Origin of the sequence: Psychroserpens sp. XS_ASV72 (genome assembly GCF_041224425.1) — a bacterium.
Lineage (GTDB): Bacteria > Bacteroidota > Bacteroidia > Flavobacteriales > Flavobacteriaceae > Psychroserpens.
This window is the reverse complement of sequence record NZ_JBGFGL010000077.1, coordinates 24693-47196: the sequence shown is the minus strand read 5'-3', so window position 1 is coordinate 47196 and position 22504 is coordinate 24693. Positions and strand designations below refer to the sequence as shown.

At 33.9% G+C, this 22504-nt stretch carries 17 protein-coding genes; 16 read left to right on the top strand and 1 reads right to left on the bottom strand.

Going from position 1 to position 22504, the window contains the following annotated elements; genetic code table 11:
• Nucleotides 1-301 precede the first annotated feature (301 nt).
• The 12 genes from AB9K26_RS09115 (at nt 302) to AB9K26_RS09060 (ending at nt 14780) form a co-directional block, all read left to right on the top strand.
• A complete protein-coding gene (locus AB9K26_RS09115) occupies nt 302-1324 on the top strand; it encodes a hypothetical protein (RefSeq protein WP_369972253.1) in 1023 nt (340 codons plus the stop codon).
• A 205-nt stretch (nt 1325-1529) separates the two neighbouring features.
• Nucleotides 1530-2873 (top strand): murein biosynthesis integral membrane protein MurJ, encoded by a 1344-nt coding sequence (murJ, locus tag AB9K26_RS09110; RefSeq protein ID WP_369972252.1) that lies wholly within the window; start codon nt 1530-1532, stop codon nt 2871-2873.
• Entirely contained in the window at nt 2866-3753 is an 888-nt protein-coding gene (locus AB9K26_RS09105; RefSeq protein ID WP_369972251.1) for a glycosyltransferase family 2 protein, read from the top strand. Before murJ ends, AB9K26_RS09105 begins: the two co-directional genes overlap by 8 nt.
• Nucleotides 3750-4880 carry an O-antigen ligase family protein gene (locus AB9K26_RS09100; RefSeq protein ID WP_369972250.1) on the top strand — a complete coding sequence of 377 codons (1131 nt, stop codon included), beginning with the start codon at nt 3750-3752 and terminating at the stop codon, nt 4878-4880. Before AB9K26_RS09105 ends, AB9K26_RS09100 begins: the two co-directional genes overlap by 4 nt.
• Nucleotides 4877-5935, top strand: coding sequence for a glycosyltransferase (locus AB9K26_RS09095; RefSeq protein ID WP_369972249.1), 1059 nt, complete (start codon nt 4877-4879; stop codon nt 5933-5935). The genes AB9K26_RS09100 and AB9K26_RS09095 overlap by 4 nt, the downstream gene beginning before the upstream one ends.
• A 7-nt stretch (nt 5936-5942) precedes the next feature.
• On the top strand, nt 5943-7793 hold the full coding sequence (gene asnB, locus AB9K26_RS09090) for an asparagine synthase (glutamine-hydrolyzing) (RefSeq protein WP_369972248.1): 1851 nt from the start codon (nt 5943-5945) through the stop codon (nt 7791-7793).
• Between the two features lie 15 nt (nt 7794-7808).
• Nucleotides 7809-9707 carry an asparagine synthase (glutamine-hydrolyzing) gene (gene asnB, locus AB9K26_RS09085; protein ID WP_369972247.1) on the top strand — a complete coding sequence of 633 codons (1899 nt, stop codon included), beginning with the start codon at nt 7809-7811 and terminating at the stop codon, nt 9705-9707.
• Nucleotides 9708-9824: 117 nt separating this feature from the next.
• The gene (locus AB9K26_RS09080; RefSeq protein WP_369972246.1) at nt 9825-10922 is read left to right on the top strand and encodes a glycosyltransferase; all 1098 of its coding nucleotides are present in this window, start codon (nt 9825-9827) and stop codon (nt 10920-10922) included.
• Nucleotides 10922-11974: a glycosyltransferase family 4 protein gene (locus tag AB9K26_RS09075; protein ID WP_369972245.1), complete on the top strand. Its 1053-nt coding sequence runs from the start codon at nt 10922-10924 to the stop codon at nt 11972-11974. Before AB9K26_RS09080 ends, AB9K26_RS09075 begins: the two co-directional genes overlap by 1 nt.
• Nucleotides 11974-13122, top strand: a complete 1149-nt coding sequence (locus AB9K26_RS09070; RefSeq protein ID WP_369972244.1) for a glycosyltransferase family 4 protein — start codon at nt 11974-11976, stop codon at nt 13120-13122. Before AB9K26_RS09075 ends, AB9K26_RS09070 begins: the two co-directional genes overlap by 1 nt.
• Nucleotides 13119-13745: a sugar transferase gene (locus AB9K26_RS09065; RefSeq protein ID WP_369972243.1), complete on the top strand. Its 627-nt coding sequence runs from the start codon at nt 13119-13121 to the stop codon at nt 13743-13745. Before AB9K26_RS09070 ends, AB9K26_RS09065 begins: the two co-directional genes overlap by 4 nt.
• A gap of 3 nt (nt 13746-13748) precedes the next feature.
• On the top strand, nt 13749-14780 hold the full coding sequence (locus tag AB9K26_RS09060; protein ID WP_369972242.1) for an ATP-grasp domain-containing protein: 1032 nt from the start codon (nt 13749-13751) through the stop codon (nt 14778-14780).
• Here AB9K26_RS09060 and AB9K26_RS09055 read toward each other — a convergent pair.
• Nucleotides 14767-16014 carry a GNAT family N-acetyltransferase gene (locus AB9K26_RS09055; protein WP_369972241.1) on the bottom strand — a complete coding sequence of 416 codons (1248 nt, stop codon included), beginning with the start codon at nt 16012-16014 and terminating at the stop codon, nt 14767-14769. The genes AB9K26_RS09060 and AB9K26_RS09055 overlap by 14 nt on opposite strands.
• A 262-nt stretch (nt 16015-16276) precedes the next feature.
• Between AB9K26_RS09055 and AB9K26_RS09050 the strand changes: the two genes are divergently transcribed.
• The 4 genes from AB9K26_RS09050 to AB9K26_RS09035 are packed head-to-tail and all read left to right on the top strand — an operon-like array spanning nt 16277 to nt 22493.
• Nucleotides 16277-17401 carry a DegT/DnrJ/EryC1/StrS family aminotransferase gene (locus AB9K26_RS09050; RefSeq protein WP_369972240.1) on the top strand — a complete coding sequence of 375 codons (1125 nt, stop codon included), beginning with the start codon at nt 16277-16279 and terminating at the stop codon, nt 17399-17401.
• Nucleotides 17398-19290 carry a polysaccharide biosynthesis protein gene (locus tag AB9K26_RS09045; protein WP_369972239.1) on the top strand — a complete coding sequence of 631 codons (1893 nt, stop codon included), beginning with the start codon at nt 17398-17400 and terminating at the stop codon, nt 19288-19290. The genes AB9K26_RS09050 and AB9K26_RS09045 overlap by 4 nt, the downstream gene beginning before the upstream one ends.
• 23 nt (nt 19291-19313) lie before the next feature.
• A complete protein-coding gene (locus AB9K26_RS09040; RefSeq protein WP_369972238.1) occupies nt 19314-20129 on the top strand; it encodes a polysaccharide biosynthesis/export family protein in 816 nt (271 codons plus the stop codon).
• A gap of 9 nt (nt 20130-20138) precedes the next feature.
• Complete coding sequence (locus AB9K26_RS09035; RefSeq protein ID WP_369972237.1) at nt 20139-22493, top strand: GumC family protein; 2355 nt, start codon at nt 20139-20141, stop codon at nt 22491-22493.
• Nucleotides 22494-22504 lie beyond the last annotated feature (11 nt).

Here is a 22504-nt window from a genome sequence, read left to right as displayed (position 1 = left end):
ATATATAGTATAAAATTTATAAATAACGTTTAAAGTACATATTATTCGATAAAGTGTATTTAAATTACATATTTTTCTTACAAATGTATTTTGACTGTAATTTTGGTATTTTATCGACAATTTATATACGGACTAAATAACGTTATGGACTATAACTATTAGAGAATAATGAAATTAAAAAGAATATTTAAACATAAACAACTGTATATAAGCAACTTATAAGTAATAAAAAAATTAAAAAAAATTTATATTTAAGTTAATCTCAAAATAAATTCTAACTTTTAGGCTAAATTAACTCACTATGCCAAAGCCATTTTTTAATTGTCTTATAGAATTTTGTCCATCACCACATTTAACCCAAATTTATGATGGCTTTTGGAAGTTAAAACAGAAAGGGTTCATCAATTTAGAAACGAAACGTATCACATTAAAAGATAGTAAACCTATCATTAAAGTTATTGTGAATAACACCTATACTTTAATATATGATACATTGGATGGCTTTAATTGGACAGATGGTAGTTTTGAGGAGAATCTTGAATTTGTAAATTCTAATTATAAATGTGATTTCTATTTTAAAAGAAGTTTTAACACTACGCTTCAAAAACATTTAAAGGACTTTAACCTCTATCCTTTAGGATTGAATTTTCCTTTTGATTATGAAGGTAATTATCCACTTACAACTTCCGAAAGAACCAAATCTATCGTTAAGAAGTATTTGAAAAAGAACACATTCAAATCCGATATTTATGAATATCCTCCTTTCAAACATTCTGAGGATAAGATTTTATTTTTGTGTGGTTTGTGGAATCCAGATCAAGTGAATTCAAATACGTTAAAGGAACAACGCCAACAAATCAACAATGACCGAATGGCTTTTGTTCGTGCTTGTAAAGCTGAATTTGGAGATCGATTCACTGGAGGAATTCAAATTGATGCTTACTCACAAAAAGTAGCTAATGACATTCTGGTTCCTTTAAAAATCACAAAGAAAGAAAATTTCCTAAATGCTATAAAAGAACACAATATATGCATTGCCACAACAGGTCTACACAATTCTATAGGTTGGAAATTTGCTGAGTATACTGCTGCTTCAAGAGCAATTATTTCAGAACCACTCCATTATGAATTGCCTGGTGGTTTCAAAGAGAATAAAAACTATTTAAGTTTCAACACTACTGATGAGTTAATAAGCAATATTCATGATTTGCTCACCAATACCGATAAAATGAAAAGTATGATGGTCGAAAATCATAGGTATTACACAAATTATGTTGATTCGGAAAAAATGATCTTAAATACTTTATTGAAAGTGCCACATTAAATACCACAACTTGGTTTCAATAGATTGTTATAAACCATTATGTTACTTTGTGAAATCTATGTTATTTGACTAAAAAAATGGCTTGTTGTTGTCATTCATACCCAATAAAAACCATTTTGTCTAAACTATTGGATTTGTTGAATGAAGGTTTAAAATAAAATTTAATTTAGCTCTGTCCTAAATTTAAAATAAACGAAAACATTACATGTTGTTTAGCAAGTCTAAAAGATTTAATTCCCTATTCAAAAGACTAGGAGGCACCACTCTTACCAATATCGTTACTGTTGGTCTCCTCACGCTTTTTGTTAAAGGTCTTGGATTTGGTAAGGAAATACTCATTGCTGAAAACTTTGGTCTTTCTGAATTATTAGACACCTTTTATATAGCTATACTCGTTCCAAGTCTAATCTATAATATTTTTCTTGGGTCGTTCAAAAGTGTATTCATTCCAAATTACGTAAGCACCTTAAAGCTTAACTCATTAATAGCTGGACGGTTTCAAAGTACGAGCTTCCTGGTTACAATTGGTGTGGCAATTCTATTTTTTATACTGGCTTTCTTATTTACGGATGTGTACCTTGAAGTCTTTTTTAAAGGTCATACCGAACATTACTACAGTCTTGTTAAAAAACAATTTTATTACGTAGCACCTTGTATTTTATTTTGGGGGTTTTCGTCTATAATCAATGGCTTACTGACCATTGACAATGAGTTCAGATATTCCTCTTTGAGTTCGGCGTTTACACCTCTGACAATTATTGTCTGTTTGTTGTTCTTTAAAGAAGAGTTAGATGATCTTGTTCTAGCCATTGGAACCTTAGTTGGAAGTATTTTAGGATTTCTCTTTGTTGGGTCTGTTGCTATTCGAAGACGCTTAATACAATTACACAAACCTGATTTTGCTTCATCAAATATCATAACGCTTTTTAAACAATTGCCTGCTAAATTGTCTGCCAGCATACTTGTTGGAATCAATCCTTTCGTAGATCAGTATTTCTCTGCGCAATTGGCAATTGGATCTATTGCAGCACTCAATTATGGAGAAAAGATACCTGCCTTCGCTATCGGAATTGTAGGTATTGCTGTTGGAAACGTAATGCTTCCCTACTTTTCAAAGCAAGCTGTTGAAGACATCACAAACACCTTCAACAAATTACAATCCATGCTAAAGCAATTAATTGTTTTCAGTCTGATTATCACTGTTATTTTATTTATTTTTTCTTCATCCATCATAAGTTTATTCTTTGAAAGAAATGCCTTTACAAGTTCAGATACTGTGATCGTTTCTAAAATTCAACAAATGTATTTGCTTCAGATACCTTTCTACATCACAGGAGTGATAATGGTTAAGTTTTTAACTTCTATAAATAAGAACAACTTTATGGTGCTAACATCTGTAATAAGTTTAGTGATGAACATATGTCTTAACTATATTCTCATTGAACATTTAGGTGTTTATGGATTGGCTTTAGCGACTTCCATAGTATCACTAATCAATAGTGTTATTTTATATCTATATATTTACCAACTAAAGAAGCAACATGTTTAATATTATTACACCTACATATAATAGAAGGCATACGTTACACCTCGTTTATGAATCCTTGCTAAATCAAGATTTTAAGGATTTTAACTGGATTATAGTAGATGATGGTAGTACAGATCATACAGATGAACTTGTTGAGTCTTGGGTATCTGAAAATAAGTTGACCATACATTATAAAAAACTAACTAAAAATCAGGGAAAATCAAATGCTGTTAATCACGGATTGGATTTCTGTCATGAACCCTATACGATTATAGCCGATAGTGATGACAGTTTTGATACCAATACCTTATCTGATTTAAAGCGAGAATGGAACATTCTTGAAAATAAACAACTCGACAGACCTGTAGCTTCCATTTGGACTTTAACGAAAACACCTGAAGGCGAGATTATTGGACAAAAATTTCCAAGTGATTATTGGATAGTTGGTTTCGAAGAACGTGTTTTGAATCACGATATTGAAGGCGAAAAATGGGCATCTTGGGACACCAGCATTCTCAAGTCCCATAAAATGTTTTCGAGCACAATTGCCCACATAGAAGAAAGCCAGACTTGGAATAGCATCAATAAAAAAAATGATTTTCTTTGTCTAAATGTGGCGCATAGAAGCTATTATTATTCTCCTGATGGAATAATGGCAACAAAAAAGACTAGAAAACAAATTGCAAAAAACGACTACTATAGTGCCTATTACGCCTTAAAGGATGTTAGTGTTTCTGAAATGTTTAAACACAACTATTTCAGAACACAAGCCTTTAATTACTTTAAATCATGGTTGTTTTATTCAGATAAAAAATTAAAGCTTAGCTTTCCGAAGTTATTAGTGAGTTTTATTCTGTCCATATTTCACTTATTTAAACGCCTAATAAAGAAACTGACATGAAAATTGTAAAATATTTGGCGTTAATTCTTGTGCTTTGGGGCATTCCAAGTTTCTTTTCTTACGATGAAGCCATCGGAAGTAAATTTAGTTTGCTCATGGTAGGCATGTTAGGTCTTTATTACTTGCTAAGTGAAAAAAGAAAACCTATCATCCCTTTTATCGTTTTAGGACTACTCTACTTTTTGATTAGCGGACTTATCATGGTTCATGATTCAAAATACTTTATAAATGATTTGATAAAATATTTTGTAGTGGTGATTTGTGGTGCCGAACTGGCAAGAGATACCACCAAGAAAGAGCTGTTTGTTATCCTTACACTTGGTGCGACAAGTATTTTGGCACATGCCATGTTTTTTCAAGGCGATTTTGGTCGCTATAGTGGTTTCTACTTAGATCCTAATGGTGCTGGATTTGTTTGTATAATGGCCTATTGCTTGAGTTTCAGTATACCTTCAAAATTATTAAAAAATTCTGGTCAGTTTTTGGTAACACTGGCTGGCTTACTCACATTTTCCAGAACCTTTATCATTCTTTGGCTACTAGTAAGTATGATTTCTATATTTTCCAATCGGAAAAATGCTTTGAACTTTGGCTTAGGCATTGGAGCTCTTATTATTATTCTTTCCATTGGTTCTTTGTTGAAAGTAGATGTCGATAGATTCAATGCATTGGAAAGTATCTTTAATGAAGACCAAGCCACAAATGTGTCTGTGATTAATGAAGACAGTAGGACAAGAACCTGGTCAAGATACTATGATGATATTTTAGAAAATCCCTTTTTTGGAAATGGTTACAGGCAATTAAGCGGTTTTGACGAAGTGACACCAGGCGTCCATAATTCTTATTTAATGGTCATTGGTGAAGCAGGTATCCTACCGTTTCTTCTTTTCGTAGGCATTTACCTTTTTATGTTGATTAAGAATATACCCTCATACAAAACCCATGGTTATAGAGTTATGTTTGCTCTAACCCTTTTTATGCTGTTGCTTACAACCCATAATTATTTTGATAATTTCTTGATAATTTTTGTGTCCATATGGCTCTACATTGAAACGACTGAAACCGATTCAGAGCTTATTGAAGATGCTGATTCAACTGAAACTGAACTTTTAAACAATACACTGTGACGATAATTCACTTGACAAGTACTCTAGGTGGTGGTGGCGCAGAACAAATGGTGCTTCAGTTGGCTAAGCAAAGTAATTCTGAGCATAAGACCATCGTGGTATCCTTGTCCAATACATTGATTGCTTTAGAACCTAGGTTTAAAAATCACAATATTGAATATTATTTGTTAGGTGTTAATTCCTTCAAGAATAAATCCCTACTTAACGGACTTAAACAGTTTAAGCAAATCATAGGAAATCTAGATGATGTAGTCATACATTGCCATATGTATCATGCTGTTCTCTTCGGAATGCTTTACAAATTGAGACACCCAAAGCAGAAACTCATTTTTACCTTGCATTCGAATATGCTTGAGTTTACAAATAAACGCTTGATTCTTTTCTTTACGAAAGCCTTAAGATTTAAAGACATCATTTTTAGTCCGAAAGGTCATAAATGGTATCTGAAAAGTAATGCAGAAATTATTTGCAACGGAGTGAATTTTTCGGATTTTAATTTTGGCGATAGAAACAAAACCTCTTCGGTCTTTAATTTTTTATTTATAGGAAGGATTAGCCATGAAAAAAGTCCGAGACGACTAATTGAGAGCGCGCAACAACTTTTAGATCAAAACATTAGTAATTTTAATATACATTTTGTTGGAGATGGTATTTTAAAGGATGCTATCAGTAGAGAAGTCAAGGAAAAAAAATTGGAAAACCATTTCACATTTCATGGGTTCCAACACGATATAAAACCATATTTAGCTGAAGCGCATTGTTTGGTTTTACCATCATTGTGGGAAGGTTTACCTGTAGTCATTATAGAAGCTGCTGCTTCAAAACTTCCTGTAATTGCAACTCCTGTAGGAAGTATTCCAGATTTTTTAAATGACAACAATGCCTATGTGTCTGAATTGGATAACTTTCACGATGCCATGATAAGTGTTTATAAAAATTACGATCTTGCTTTACAAAAAGCGGTAAAACTATATAATGAAATTGAAGCCAAATTTGAAATCAAAAACGTATTTGCAAAACATTTAAGTGTCTATAAAGACAGCTTAAAAAACTAACAATATTATGTGCGGCATATACGGAACAACTATAAAATACACTGAAGCTCAAGTCAAGGACAAGCTTAAACGCACAGCGTTTAGAGGTCCTGATAAAATGGGATGGCAATTCTATAGCAAAAATAATCTAACGGTCACTTTTGGTCATAATAGATTATCTATTATCGACTTAGATCCTAGATCTGATCAACCTTTTACTTATCATGAGCATATTCACATCGTATTCAATGGAGAAATTTATAACTTCAAAACCTTAAAGAACACCTTAGTACAGAAAGGCCATGAGTTTCGTACTTCTAGTGATACAGAGGTTTTATGTGCTGCCTATTTAGAATATGGCGAGAACTGTGTAGATCATTTCAATGGCATGTTTGCCTTTGTGATTTACGATGAAAAGAAACAGTTACTTTTTGGAGCAAGAGATAGATTGGGACAAAAACCGTTTTATTATTACCACAACGGAACAGATTTTGAATTTTCAAGCCAATTGTCTTCTATTAAACTATATAACGACAATCTAAGTGTATCGCAACAAGCCATTGGATATTACTTGACTTGGGGACATATTCCTGATCCGTATTCTATCATAAATGAAGTCAAAAAACTTAAGGCTGGTCATTCTTTTACCTATACCTTATCTGATGGAAAATTAACCACAAATTGCTATTGGGATATAGACCACGAAGGCAAAAAGGTTTATCATGGAAGCTATGAGGAGGCAAAAGATACTCTTGATGAGATGCTACACTCAGCCGTTTCAATGCGCTTATTTGCAGATGTTCCCGTAGGTGTTTTTTTGTCAGGAGGCATAGATTCTTCTGTCGTTGCTGCAGTTGCAACCAAAAGCTCAAATGCTAAAATCAAAACGTTTTCAGTAAAATTCAATGATGCTGAATTTGATGAAAGTCCATACGCAGAAGCAGTTGCCAAGCATTTAGAAACCCATCACAATGTGATTCATTGCGACTACAATGAAGGTTTAAATCTCATTGAAAATTTTTCACATTATTACGATGAACCTTTTGCCGATTCTTCAGCGATTCCATCAATGCTTTTGGCAAAACATACACGAGAACAAGTAACGGTTGCGCTTTCAGGAGATGGTGGCGATGAAAGTTTCTTAGGCTATAGTCGCTACAAGTGGGCCTTGACCAAAAGCAAACTTTATGATATTCCGTATCCAATACGCAAACTATCCTCAAGTATTCTGAAGTATGCACCTAACTATAAATTGAGAATTGTTGCTGAAGGCCTTAAAGCAAAAAATAGAAATTTGGCGTATTTGAGCGTTATGACTGGCATTAATTTATCCTATGTCAACGATGCTGAACAGTTCAGAACGATCTGTGACAAATCATATTTAGATCATAATCACAAAAATTTATTGGAACGCATTTCAGATTTCGATTTAAAAACCTATCTCAATTACGACATCAATACTAAAGTAGATCGTGCAACGATGGCTTATTCCTTAGAAGCAAGATCGCCTTTAATGGATTTCAATATTGTTGAGTTTGCCAGATCTTTACCTACGGAGTATAAGCTTGATGGGAAAAATCAAAAACGAATCTTAAAGGATGTACTTTACAAATATGCTCCAAAAGAACTCTTCGATAGACCAAAAGCTGGATTTGCAATTCCTTTTGAGAATTGGTTTCGAGAGGATTTAAAAGATTATGTATTAAGTGAATTGGATGATAAAAGCCTTAAGGATATTCCAAATATCAATATTGACAACGTGAAATTCATGATCAAGCAACACATGGATGGCACATGGAACAGATATCCACTAATATGGAAACTTATCGTTTTAAAACAATGGTTGAAAACCGAAGCCAAAGGCCTTTCAATTCAATAATTAGAAATAAATTATATGTGTGGAATAAACGGCATACTCTATAAAACTTCTGTTGATCAGCAAAACATTGCTACAGCGCTGACCCAAATGAATGATTTAATCATTCACAGAGGTCCTGACGACGACGGTACTTTTAGTGTATCTGAAAACAACTTTGGTTTGGGCATGGGTATGCGTCGCCTGTCGATTATCGATTTAAATTCTGGCCAACAACCTATATATTCCGATGATAGATCTATTGTCATTGTATTCAATGGGGAAATCTACAATTACAGAATTCTAAGACAACAATTAATTGATGATGGCATCTCACTTCACACACACAGTGATACAGAAGTAATTTTGAAACTATACGAACAAAAAGGCACTGCCGCATTTAAACTTTTGGATGGCATGTTCGGTTTCAGTATTTATGATGCCAATACCAACAAAGTGCATATCGCAAGGGATTATTTCGGTGAAAAACCACTCTATCATTTTGAAAATGATGCCATGATTTGCTGGGCTTCAGAGCTCAAATCCATCATATCCCAATTGAAATTCAAACCTGATATTTGTAAAACAGGATTGAATCTGTATTTCCGACTGACTTATATTCCAGCGCCTTTTACGATATATAAAGACATCAAGAAACTTGAAGCTGATAAATTCATCACCATCGACACACAATCCTTTAATTTTAGTATTGAAAGTATCCATGGTAAGATAACAACTGAAAAATCTGACCTGTCGTTTGAGGATGCCAAAAAGGAAGTAAAAGATCGTGTTTATAACAGCGTCGATTTAAGATCTATAGCAGATGTACCGCTTGGAACATTCTTATCTGGAGGTGTCGATTCTTCTATTGTTTCCTACTGCTTAGCTGATATGAAATCTTCAAAAATAGATACGTTTTCTATTGGTTTTGAAAAGGCATCCTATGACGAAACAGACAAATCAAGAGTGGTTGCTGATCTTATCAATAGCAACCATCATGAATTTATTATTTCCGAAAATGATCTTAAGCACAATGTAGATGACATTCTTTTAAATTTTGATGAACCTTTTGCCGATTCTTCCTCTCTTCCAACCTATTTGGTTTCCCACAAAACAAAAGCCAATGTAACGGTTGCTCTAACTGGTGATGGTGGTGATGAGGTTTTTGGAGGCTATAATAAGTATTACGTTGGTAAGCTTAATTCGAAATACACAAAAGCTATCCCAAAAGGTTTACATAAACAAATTGATAAATTTTCAGATTCCGTATTAAGACGTAAAGACGACAACAGAGGATTGAAATATAAACTCAATAAGCTCATCAAAACAATTAGTTATGACGATGATTATTATTGGGGAATTATCTCTTTGGGATTTCAAAATGACCAAATCAATGATTTTTTAAATCCTGAGTATCACAATACCACTATTTTTGATTATTACAAAGCTGAAAGTGGGATTCAATCACCAAAATCGCTGAACGATTTTAGGTCTATTGATAAATTGATAAGTCTTGAAGGTGACATGCTAGTGAAGGTCGACCGAACCAGTATGATGAATTCCTTGGAATGTAGAGCGCCTTTCTTAAACCGAGAGCTTTTTGAATTCACGATGAGTCTTCCTGAAAATTATCTCATAAAAAAATGGAGTAAAAAGCATATTTTAAAAGAAACGTTTAAAGATGTGTTCCCTGAAGGATTCTTGGAAAAATCAAAACGAGGTTTTGGTGTTCCAGTTGGTGATTGGTTAAGAGAAGGGTTAAAAAAAGAGTTGAAACGCTACATTGAAAAAGATTTTTTAAAAAGTCAAAATATCTTTAACTCTGAAGCAATCATTAAACTTGTAAGCAATCACCTAGAAGGAAAAGAAGATAACACGTTTAAGGTATGGACTTTCTTCTGCTTTCAGAAATGGTACCAATACACCTATTCGAATTAGTGAAAATGTTATCCAACCATAATTTTTACACTTTGAGCGACATTTTTTTTATATCAAAAAAATACAAGTAATATCGCATTATAATAAGATCCCCAAAATCAATTCTTTAAACTAACCATGACAAAAGAAGACGATAGAAAAATAAAGATATGCTTTGTATTACCTGCGTTAAATGCTGGAGGCGCGCAACGAATCATGTCGTTTTTATCACAAAACATCGATACCTCAAAATTTGATTGCAGACTCCTGGTCATAGCAAAAGCCGAATCTACAGATTTCGATGTAACTCATGCCAATGTACATTACTTCGATAAAGACAGGCTTTTAGACGTTGTTAGACCTTTATTCTTATACTACGCTAAGCATAAACCTGATATTGTTATGGGCTCTATTGGGCATGTCAATAAGTTACACGCACTCTACTCCTTTTTATTGAGAAAAACGAATTTTATTGCAAGAGAAGCCAGCATCAACAGTATTATGTCAAAATACAACAGAAGCACACATATTACTGGCTTTGTATGGCTTTTTAAAACCTACAGAAAGCACTTAAAACACATTGTTTGCCAATCAGAACAAATGGCAGACTACATGCATGAAGATCATGGTATTCCAAAAAACCGTATTACAATTATAAACAATCCGTTAACGGTTGAGGCAGGTGTTAAAAAGCCTTTAAACAACAAGACAAAACAGTTAATTACTATTGGAAGGCTTAGTCCAGAAAAAGGACACGAACGTATCCTCAATATTTTAGCAAAATTAGATACCGATTGGCATTATACAATTATTGGTGAAGGCAACCAATATGAAAACATCATGCAACAAATAAAAGATTTGGGACTTGAAGATAACATCACGTATATCAAATACACAAGTCACGTCTCACAATACCTTAAGGAAAGTGACCTCTTTTTACAGGGCTCTTATGTAGAAGGGTTTCCTAATGCAGTGATGGAAAGTTGTGCTGTAGGAACACCTGTCGTGGCTTTCGAAGCTCCTGGTGGCACACGTGAAATTATACAAAATAATGTAAACGGATTTATTTCAAAAGACGAAGATGACTATTTGAATAATCTAAAGATTGCGCTTTATGAAAAACAATGGGACGATAAAGAAATCCATAAATCCATAATAGATAAATTTGACAAAAGCATCATCATAAATAAATACGAAGAATTATTTTTAAATATCGCTCAAGCTAATAAGTTTTAATGACCATAGTACACTTAAATATTGGTTTAGGAGGTGGAGGTGCCGAACATATGATCTTGGAAATGGCTAAGAAAAGTCAGCAAGATCATATCAAAACGCTTGTTTTGGCGATTACAGACAATGACCAAATTGCTTATAAGTTTGAAAATGAAAATATCAACTTCCATTATCTAGGAATCACTTCTCCAAAAAAGTTTTTTAGCGGCATCAAAAAAATGAAGCAATTGTTGTCTGAATGTAATGAGGTTGTGTTGCATTGCCATATGTTTCATGCATTGGTTATCGGACTCTACTATAAGTTTTTTATAAAAAAAGTTCCTATCGTTTTTACCTTACACAACATTTTGGTTGAAGAGATCTACAGACGATGGATTTTGTTTTTCACCAAACCATTTAGGAATGTGGACATCAACTTTAGTGAAGATGCTTCAAAATGGTACTTGAAAGACATCAAGGTCATTGCCAATGGTGTAGACTTTGACACCTTCAAACTAGAAAATGAACGAACCTTCCATATGGGAGAAACGTTAAGATTTTTATATTTAGGTCGCATAGAAGAACAGAAAAATCCCTTGGTACTTCCTGAATTAGCAAACAGATTGTTACAAAATGGGATTTCAAACTTTGAAATACGAGTTGCTGGTAATGGCGATATGGTAGATGAGTTAGAAGCCTTAATTAAAGCAAACCAACTAGAAAAGCATATCAAACTTTTAGGGTTTCAGAAAAATGTCAAACAACAGCTTTTTGATGCCCATTGTATGATCATGCCTTCACTTTGGGAAGGGTTACCAATATCGCTAATAGAAGCTTCAGCAACCAAACTTCCAATCATCACAACACCTGTTGGAAGTATTCCTAATTTTTTCAAATCCTCTAACAGCTTTGTCCCACAAATCGAAACATTTCATGAGGCCATGATTTCTGTTATTGAAGATTATGACCATGCGAAGAAAAAAGCAAATCAGCTTTATGAAGACAATAAAAATGTTTTTGATATTAATGCTGTTTACAAACAACATTTAGAAATTTATCAATCTGTTATTTCATAATGCAAAAACTCATTCGCATAACAACTATTCCTTCTTCTTTAAGAACTCTTTTAAAAGGGCAACATCGCTTTATGAGTGATCACTATGAAGTGATTGGTATTGCTAGTCAGAATGACTCACTAGCTGAAGTGCGACAAAATGAAGGAATTAGAACCTACGCGGTTGAAATGACAAGAACCATAACACCTTTAAAGGACCTAAAGGCTGTTATTAAGCTATATAAAATCTTTAAAAAGGAACAACCCTTTATTGTGCACACGCACACACCAAAAGCTGGAACAGTTGGCATGTTGGCCGCAAAATTAGCTGGAGTACCACATCGATTACATACCATTGCTGGCTTACCTTTATTGGAAGCAAAAGGAAACAAAAGAAAGCTTCTTAACGCTGTTGAAAAGTTCACCTACAAATGCGCAACCTTGATTCTTCCAAATTCATTCGGATTAGAACGTATTATTATTGAAGAAAACTTTACAAAACCCAACAAACTTAAAGTTATCGGAAATGGCAGTTCCAATGGTATTGATACCAAACACTATGATGTTGCTCTAGTTTCCGAAGCAAAAAAACAAAAATTAGAACAGGAATTAAACATTTCAAAAAACGATATTGTGTTTATCTTTATTGGAAGAATTGTTAAAGATAAAGGTATTAACGAATTAGTATCTGCATTCGATACGCTTTCAAAAACTAATCACAACTGTAAACTCCTTTTGGTAGGATCTCGTGAAAACCATTTAGATCCTTTATTACCTGAAACAGAACAGCTCATCAAAGAGAATCCGCAAATCATTGCTACTGGAGTTCAAAAAGATATTAGACCTTATGTTGCTGTTTCACATGTGCTTGCTTTTCCGAGTTATCGTGAAGGCTTTCCAAACGTGGTGTTGCAAGCCAGCTGTATGGAATTACCTTGTATTGTAAGCGATATCAATGGTTGTAATGAAATTATTGAGCATAATGTCAACGGATTGATCATTCCAGTAAAAAATGAAGAAGCGCTCCACCAAGCTATGCAATATATGATTGACCATCCTGAAAAGCGAAACGCAATGGTACAGTTTTCTAGATCGCGCATCTTGGAACGCTACAAACAGGAATATGTGTGGAACGAAATGCTAAAACTCTATAAAACCCTAGAATCATGAAGCTATACAAAAATGTCATAAAACGACTTATTGATGTGATTGCTGCTAGTATTGGCTTTCTTCTAGCCTCGCCTATCTTTATTTCGGTCTGGTTGGCACTACTGTTTAAAAACAATGGAAAAGCTTTTTTCTTTCAGGAACGACCTGGAAAAAATGGACGTATCTTCAAAATCATCAAGTTTAAAACCATGAACGATAAAACTGATGCCAATGGAAAATTGCTTCCAGCTTCAGAACGTTTAACTAAAGCTGGGATTTTTGTTCGCAAGCATTCGTTAGACGAAATTCCGCAGTTACTTAATGTCATTAAAGGCGATATGAGTTTGATTGGTCCACGTCCACTCTTGGTAAAATACCTTCCTCGATATAATAATTTTCAAAAACAAAGACATAATATCAGACCTGGAATCACAGGCTGGGCGCAAGTTAACGGAAGAAATGCCATCAGTTGGGAACAGAAATTTGAATACGATGTGTGGTATGTTAATAACGTCTCTTTTTTATTAGATTTAAAAATTCTATTTTTAACCGTAATCAAAGTGTTTAAAAAAGACGGAATTTACAGTGTTGAAAATGATATTGTTCCAGATTTTTTGGGCACTGAAACCAATCAATCAAAATAACCAATGGGTTTAAACTTACTTTTTACCTGTGCTGGTAGACGTAATTATTTAATTAATTATTTTAAGGAAGCCATTAAAGGACAAGGCCAAATTTTTGCTGCAGATATGAGCAATACTGCGCCAGCAATGGTCGATGCCGATGTATCTATCATAGTTCCCAGTATTTATGATGCTAATTATATTGAAAGCTTAAAGGCAATTGCAATAACACATAAAATTGACGCTATCATTTCATTGAACGATTTGGAACTGCCTATTTTATCGAAGCACAAATCTGATTTGGAATCTACTGGTGCAAAAGTCATTATTTCCAGTGAAACTGTAATTGACATTGCTTTCGATAAGATGAAAACCGTCGATTTCATCCATAGTATTGGTCTAAAAACACCTCAAACCTTCACTTCACTTAAAGCTGCTAAAACAGCACTTGACAATGAAAAAATTCAATTTCCACTGGTAGTTAAACCGCGTTGGGGAAGCGCTTCTATTGGTATTGATTTTCCAGAAACGGAAGAAGAATTGGAATTAGCCTATCGTCTTCAACATTTAAAACTTAAAAAATCGATACTTCATACCGCAAGTTCACACGATTTAGAACATGCCATTTTGATTCAAGAGCAAATAAATGGCCAAGAATACGGAATCGATATTGTTAATGATTTCAATGGAAATTACTTCGGAACTTTCGTTAGAAAAAAATTAAGCATGCGTTCTGGTGAAACAGACAAAGCCGAATCGGTAATTGACGAAAAGTTTGATGCCATAGGCAAAACAATCGCCAAGAACTTAAAGCATGTTGGTAATTTAGATTGTGATGTGTTTACTTGCGGAAATGATACATATATTCTTGAGTTAAATCCAAGATTTGGAGGAGGTTACCCCTTCTCACATGAAGCAGGAGTTGATACTGCTTCTATATACATCGAATGGCTTAAAGGTCATACAGAGGTATCTAAATTCAATCAATATCAAGCTGGTAAAGTATTTTCTAAATGTGATCGCATGTTAGAAATCAAACCGACTAATCGAAAGTGATTTTTTGGGTCTTTTGAGTTCCTGAAATATAATACTGGTTTTCAGCATCCAACTTTCTATAAACCTTGATGTTTTCAATAGGCTCTGGATTTGCAAATGCAAACGTGTAGACAAAAGCTCTTAAAAATTCATGACTCTCATCGTTGTAATCTACGTCAGTAAAGGAAGATGTTGGCGTAAAATCATCAACCTTGTCAAATTTTACATTCAAAGAGGTTGTTCCAGTTTCCTTGTGACCTCCTGACAGCAAAAACTTATATTTTCTGTAAATTTCATTAACCCCTTTTCGCCTTAAAAATAGTTTCAGCTTGAAATACGTTTCAGCATACTTAGCCTTAAGCCTTGCAGAAAGCGACTTTGAATCGTATAAAATGTGATAATCAAAATTGTACACCAAGTTACTCCACTTATGCTTATAGTCAAAATCTCCTTTGGAAAAATCAGATATTCGGTAATTGTTCTCAAAACACCATTCCAATAGTTTAATGATGGAGGTCTTCCCAATACTAAACTTGTAATAGTCTGAATCAAAAACCGTTATCGTTTCAAAAAGGACATCTTCAGCATGAAAATTCAAAGTGATGCCAATGGGTGTGTTCTTATTATAGACAACCAATAATGACGCTTTCTTTTCTTCCAACATTTTAAATACCAAAGCTTCATAAAAGGACCATTTTTTTGGATCCAAATGATGGTAGTTGGTTTGTTTATCTGAAAAACGTTTACTCAGTAATTTATAGAATTCATCAAATAATGTTTTGAATTCACTTGGGCTCATGGCCTCATGTATGAACTTATAGGAAATATCAAAACATTGTTCCAAACGCCTTTCGTTAGATCGAAACTCGCGTCTGTTCTTTGAGCTAAACTGAGCATTGATATATTCGTCCTTGTCATTATAAGAAGAAATATCCATCAAGAAACCTTGGTACTGAAAAACAGATTTAAGCTTAAGTGAGGATTCTGAAGGCGGATTGAATTTTTGGACTTTGAAATACTCCGGAACATCATAAATCAAAAACGCCTTGCCTTTATAATCGGTTTGCGTGTAATCTAGTTCATAAAAAATCCCTTTAGTCAGGTTTTGGGCAGCGTTGATGTAAATTCCATTTCTTTTATTCTTGAAAAACCGAACACCTTTAATAAATTCAAAAGCCTCCAAAGGTTTACCATCATGAAGATATTTAGCCCAAATGGACTCATATGTAATTGATGTAAACGGATTGGCTTTCATGAACAAATGGCTTCGTTTTCCAACACTGCAAATGTAATATTAATGACCATGTTTTGGTACTTGTTTTTATTTTTTTTGCAAAAAGAAACACAAGCTATGCTTAATATTCTCGATTGAGAATATTTAAGATATATCGTAAAAAAGTGCTATTTATCGTAATAATTTGAAAGGATTACTTTAATTGGTAATATTTACCACATAATCAATTAATCCCAAATCCCTCAATTTTAATATTGAATAAACTTACTTAACAATATTGATTATGGATTCTAAAATATGGTTGTCTTCGCCACATATGAGTGGTTCTGAGCAATCTTATATTCAAACAGCTTTCGATACCAATTGGATTGCGCCTCTTGGCCCTAATGTCAATGGTTTTGAAAGTGATATCCAAAATTACCTTAGTGACAATAGTTTTGTATCTGCATTAAGTTCTGGTACAGCAGCCTTACACTTAGCACTCATTATCTTAGATGTAAAGCAAGGCGATGAAGTTATATGCCAAAGCAAAACATTTTCCGCTTCTGCCAACCCTATAGTTTATCAAGGTGCTACACCAGTTTTTATCGACAGTGAAGAAGAAACTTGGAGCATGTCTCCAGAGTTGCTGGAAGAAGCCATAAACGACCGAATCAAAAAAGGAAAAAAGCCAAAAGCCATTATTGCGGTTCATCTCTACGGAATGCCTTATAAGGTTGAAGAAATACACAATATTGCCAAAGCTTATAACATTCCTGTTATTGAAGATAGCGCAGAATCTCTTGGAAGCACTTACAAAGGAAAGAAATGCGGAACATTTGGAGATATAGCTATTCTTTCATTTAACGGCAATAAAATCATAACCACTTCAGGTGGTGGTGCATTAGTGACAAAAAACGAAGAATGGAGACAAAAAGCGACATTCCTGGCAACACAAGCACGTGAAAATGCTGTAGAATATCACCATAAGTCAATTGGTTACAACTATAGAATGTCTAACATTCTTGCAGGAATTGGTCGTGGACAAATGAAAGTCATAGATGAACGTGTAAAAGCACGAAGAAAGAACCATGATACGTACAAGAGCGAATTTAAAGACATTAAAGAACTTACTTTTTTAAATGAGCCAAAAGATGCCTTTTCAAATCGCTGGTTAAGTTGTATTCTAACACCATCAGAAGAAGTGCGTGAAGGTATCAGATTAAGACTCTTGGAAGACAATATTGAATCAAGACCGCTTTGGAAACCTATGCACCTCCAGCCAGTTTTCAAGTCTTGTCCGAGTTATATCAATGGTGTTTCAGACGACTTATTTGAAAAAGGGTTATGTTTGCCTAGTGGTTCAAACTTGACTGAAAATGAAATAAATAGAGTCATTTCAGCAATAAAAACGTATTTTAGAGCATGATTAAGCGTAAACTACAGAACATATCGCAAAAATATGCTTCCAGATGGCTGGTAATGCTTTTCGATTTGATGATTGTATCATGCACTTTCGTCATCGCTTATATCATTCGATTTAATTTTATCTTAGACTTCGATATTTTGGTCATGCTTAAGCAGATTCCATTTGTGTTTCTTGCAGCATTTATCAGTTTCCTAGTTGTTGGATCACATAAAGGTGTTGTTCGGTTTACAGGTTTTAAAGATCTTGTCAATATCATCATTGGTGTCAATATTTTGGCGACCATTTTAATAGTCACAACGTTTTTCAGCAGAAAACTAAATTACGATAGCATTTTCAATATCTCAGGATCTATTATTTACATCCACTTGATGTTGAACATTCTGTTTTTGATTGGTTTCAAACTTTTTGTAAAATCTATGTACAACAGTTTGATGCAAGATTTCAAAACTAAGAAACGTGTCTTGATTTATGGTGCTGGAAGTTCAGGAATGCTTACCTATGATGCCATCACGAATGATCCAAAAAACAGTCAAGAGGTTGTTGCATTTATAGATGACAACGACAGAAAAGTTGGAAAGAAAATCAACACTCTCTATGTTTACAACCTTAATAAGATAACTCAGGATTTTGTTGAAAAGCAAGGTATTGAAGATGTGGTTATTTCAATTCAAAACATTGAACCTTCTCGCCTTCTTGAAATTTCAACCAAACTATTTGAACTAGGCCTTAAAGTAAAAATTGTTCCTCCTGTACAGACATGGATCGATGGCGATTTAAGTGTTGGCCAGATCAAAGATGTCAATATTGAAGACCTTTTGGGCAGAGAACCTATAAACATAATTAATCCTGCCTTAGTTCATGAATATGAAAATCAAATTATATTCATAACTGGAGCGGCTGGTTCTATTGGTAGCGAAATTGCTAGAAAGACCACAAATTACAATTATAAAAAGTTAGTACTTATCGATTCTGCCGAATCTGCTCTTTATGAGCTTCAACAGGAATTTATACAGACTGGCAAGAAGAATTTTATGGTTGTGGTTGCCGATGTTCGGGATAAAAAGCGCATGGAAAGTCTTTTTAACATGTATCGTCCGAAAATTGTATTCCACGCAGCAGCTTACAAGCACGTTCCGTTAATGGAAAATAACCCTTATGAAGCTGTTAGTGTAAATATTGGTGGTACTAGAAACATGGCTAGTTTGTCTGTAAAACACGGTGTTAACAAATTTGTATTGATTTCAACCGATAAAGCTGTAAACCCAACCAATGTTATGGGAGCCACCAAACGTATTGCTGAACTATACGTGAATTGCTTACAAGGAAAAGGACAAACCAAATTCATCACTACTCGATTTGGAAATGTTTTAGGATCTAACGGTTCTGTAATTCCGTTATTCAAAAAGCAAATTGAAAATGGTGGACCTTTAACGGTTACCCATCAAGATATTACCAGATATTTCATGACCATTTCTGAAGCTTGTCAGTTAGTTCTAGAGGCTGCTACAATGGGTAATGGTGGTGAAATCTTTGTTTTTGACATGGGTGAATCTGTTAAGATTTTTGATTTAGCCAAAAACATGATCATTTTATCTGGACTGAGATATCCTGAAGATATTGATATCAAGATTACTGGTTTGCGTCCAGGTGAAAAAATATATGAAGAATTATTGGCAGATGGTGAAAACACCAAACCAACTTATCACGAAAAGATAATGATTGCCAAAACCAAACCTATTGATGTTACATTGGTATCTGAAAGAATTTCAAACTTATGCCTGATCAATTCTAAAGTTCAGAATTTAGAAATCGTTTCATTAATCAAAGAAATATTACCTGAATACATATCCAATAATTCTAAATTTGAAGTATTGGATTCAAAAAAATAAATAGCTCCTAAACCTATAAACAAATGACTACAAAGATCAACCTAAATCACTATTTAAAGTTTATTTCAATAATTGCTATTGCTTTATTAACATCATGTGCCTCAAAGAAGGACATTGTGTACTTTCAAGATGAGCCACTTACCGATGGAAGCGAGTTAGACAATAGATTTGAACTTTCTTACAAACCAAATGATATTTTAACTATAGATGTATCGGCATTAGATCCTGATGCTGTTAGACCGTTTAATCTATCTAATGTCATGTATTCCAATACTGGTGGAGATATCAATACAAGCGGACTCAATGCTAATAGCAATGTGATACGTCAAACATATCTAGTCGATCCCAACGGAAATATTGAATTCCCTGTACTTGGTACCTTAAAAGTTGGTGGACTCACCAGAGCGGAAGTTACAGAAATGCTTAAAGTGAAATTAACCGACTATGTAAAAGACCCTATTGTGAATATTCGTCTGATCAATTTTACAATTACAGTCTTAGGTGAGGTTAATAGGCCTGGCACCTACACTGTACAAGATGAACGCATTTCATTATCTGAAGCGCTTGGTTTGGCTGGTGACCTAACTATTTATGGAAAACGTGACAATGTCTTTTTAATTAGGGAAGTCAACGGAAAAAAGAAATATGCAAAATTCGATTTGACCTCTGTGAATGTAGTAAACTCTCCTGTTTATTACTTATCACAAAATGATGTTGTTTACGTAGAACCTAATGGATCGAGAGTTAGACAAGCATCCTATAACCAAACTACTGGAGTGATTATTTCTGCAGTGGCTACTTTAGCTACTATTACTGCTATACTCCTTAACAATAAATAACCTATAGTTATGAACAAGAATGCATCCAACAGCTTTCAAAATGAATTGAGAGACAAGGTAGATTTGTTTCTATCCAAATGGAAGTTTATTTTAACTTGTGTTATCATTGCCTTGTTGATTGCTTTTCTGAAAATTAGATATAGCACATCTCTTTATGAAGCAAACGCTACGATTAAACTTAAAGAGGATGAAAAATCAAGAAGTCTTGCTGAAATTTCAGCTATTCAAAGCGCTGGTCTAAATAGTACATTGCCAAATGTTATTGATGAAATAGAAATCATAAAATCGAGATCAATCATCAAGGAAGTGGCAAAGGACTTGAAACTCAACATAAGTTATTATGTCTCTGGAAAAGTGAAGAAACAGGAAGTTTACGAAAACCCACCTGTTAACATCAACTTTTTTATGAATGATACTTTAATTGAACAGATCAATAAGTCGTTATTCATTAAAATCATATCAGATCAAAAATTTCAGTTATCAAAATCTAACGCCAACACTCTCATTGGAATCAATGGAGATGATGATGAAGATATTACCACACATAGTTTTGGTGATCGTGTGAGTAGTGAATTTGGAGATTTTATCATTACTCCTAACAAAAATACCTACGGATCTGATCCTGGTTCTCACGTTGAAATAAGTATCAAGCCTTTAAATACTATTGTTGAATATTATTTAAGCAGCATCAAAATTTCTACAACTGAAAAATCGAACGTTATTAAACTTTCCTTAAAGGAAGCCATTAAGGAAAAAGCCAAATTGATTTTAGATAAAGTCATCGAAAAATACAATCAGGACGTTATTAACGATAAAGAATTGATTGTTAAGGCAACTTCAGATTTTATCACCAATCGTTTAAACATTGTTTCCAATGAACTTGAGCAAGTAGATTTTACGGCCGAAAAGCTTCAAAAAGACAATCGCTTGACAGCTTTGGCAACGCAATCCAGTATTTTCTTGGAAAGTGAACGTGCCAATGAGGCTAAAATCATTCAAACGAGCAACCAATTGCAACTTATTGATTTCATGACAGACCGCATGGAAAACAATGAGACCGATTCTGATTTATTACCTGCAGATATTGGTATAGCAGATAGTGATGTGGCTTTAATGACTAAAAATCATAACGATTTAGTATTGCAGCGTGATCGTATTTTGAAAAATTCTAGTGAAAAGAACCCAACGGTTATCAACTTGAATAATCAAATCAACGCACTTAAGACCAACTTGAACCAAAGTTTGGAAAATATTAAACGTGCCAATCAAATTACTTTAAACAACTTAGAACGCGAAGATTCCAGAATTAGAGGACAAATATATTCGGCTCCAGGTAAAGAGCGTCAATTTAGAGACATTAAGCGTCAGCAAGACATTAAAGAGTCCTTATATCTTTATCTGTTACAAAAAAGAGAGGAAACTGCCATTTCTCTTGGTATGTCGACTGAAAATGCTAAGGTAATTGATTATGCCTATACTAAAGATTTACCTGTATCACCTAACAAGAAAGTTATTTATCTAGCATCAATATTAATAGGACTTTTTGTACCGCTAGCCTTGGTGTATTACAAAGATATGCTCAATACAAAAATTGATTCTAAAAAGGATTTAGACAAAGTCCTTGATATTCCTTATTTAGGAGATATCCCAAAATCGGACAAGAAAAAAAGAATCATCCAAAAAGTAGACTACTCACCTAAAGCTGAAGCATTCAGAATTATACGTTCGAACATAAACTTCATGCTTCAAGGCAATAAAAATAAATGCAAGACCTTATTTGTCACCTCAACAAAGGCTCAAGAAGGTAAATCGCATACTTCAACCAACCTTGCCCAATCTTTTTCCTTTTCAGAAAAAAAGGTATTGCTTATTGAAACAGATATTAGAGTTCCAAAGGTTAACGAATACCTGAAAATCAAAAGTGATAAGGGATTAACAGATTATATTTCTGATGCCAGCTTAAGTGTTGATGATGTTACTGTAAAAGTTAAAGACAATGAATTTTTGGATGTAATTCCATCAGGTACCATTCCACCGAATCCTGCAGAATTATTGATGAACGATCGTGTTAATGAACTCTTTGAAATTGCAAAGAAAAATTACGATTATGTTGTGGTAGATACTGCAGCCGTTGGTTTAGTAACCGATACCTTGCTCATTAGTGATCATGCCGATATGTTTGTTTATGTGGTAAGTGTCAATAATATTGATAAACGAGAATTACACATAGCTCAAAAACTTTATAACGAAAAACGTTTACCAAATATGGCTCTGCTTTTAAATGGCACAGTTAAGAAGAAAGGTTACGGTTATGGCTATGGTAATAATCCACACCGAAAAAAGAAAAAGTTCGGAATTGTTTAAATAAAAGAAAG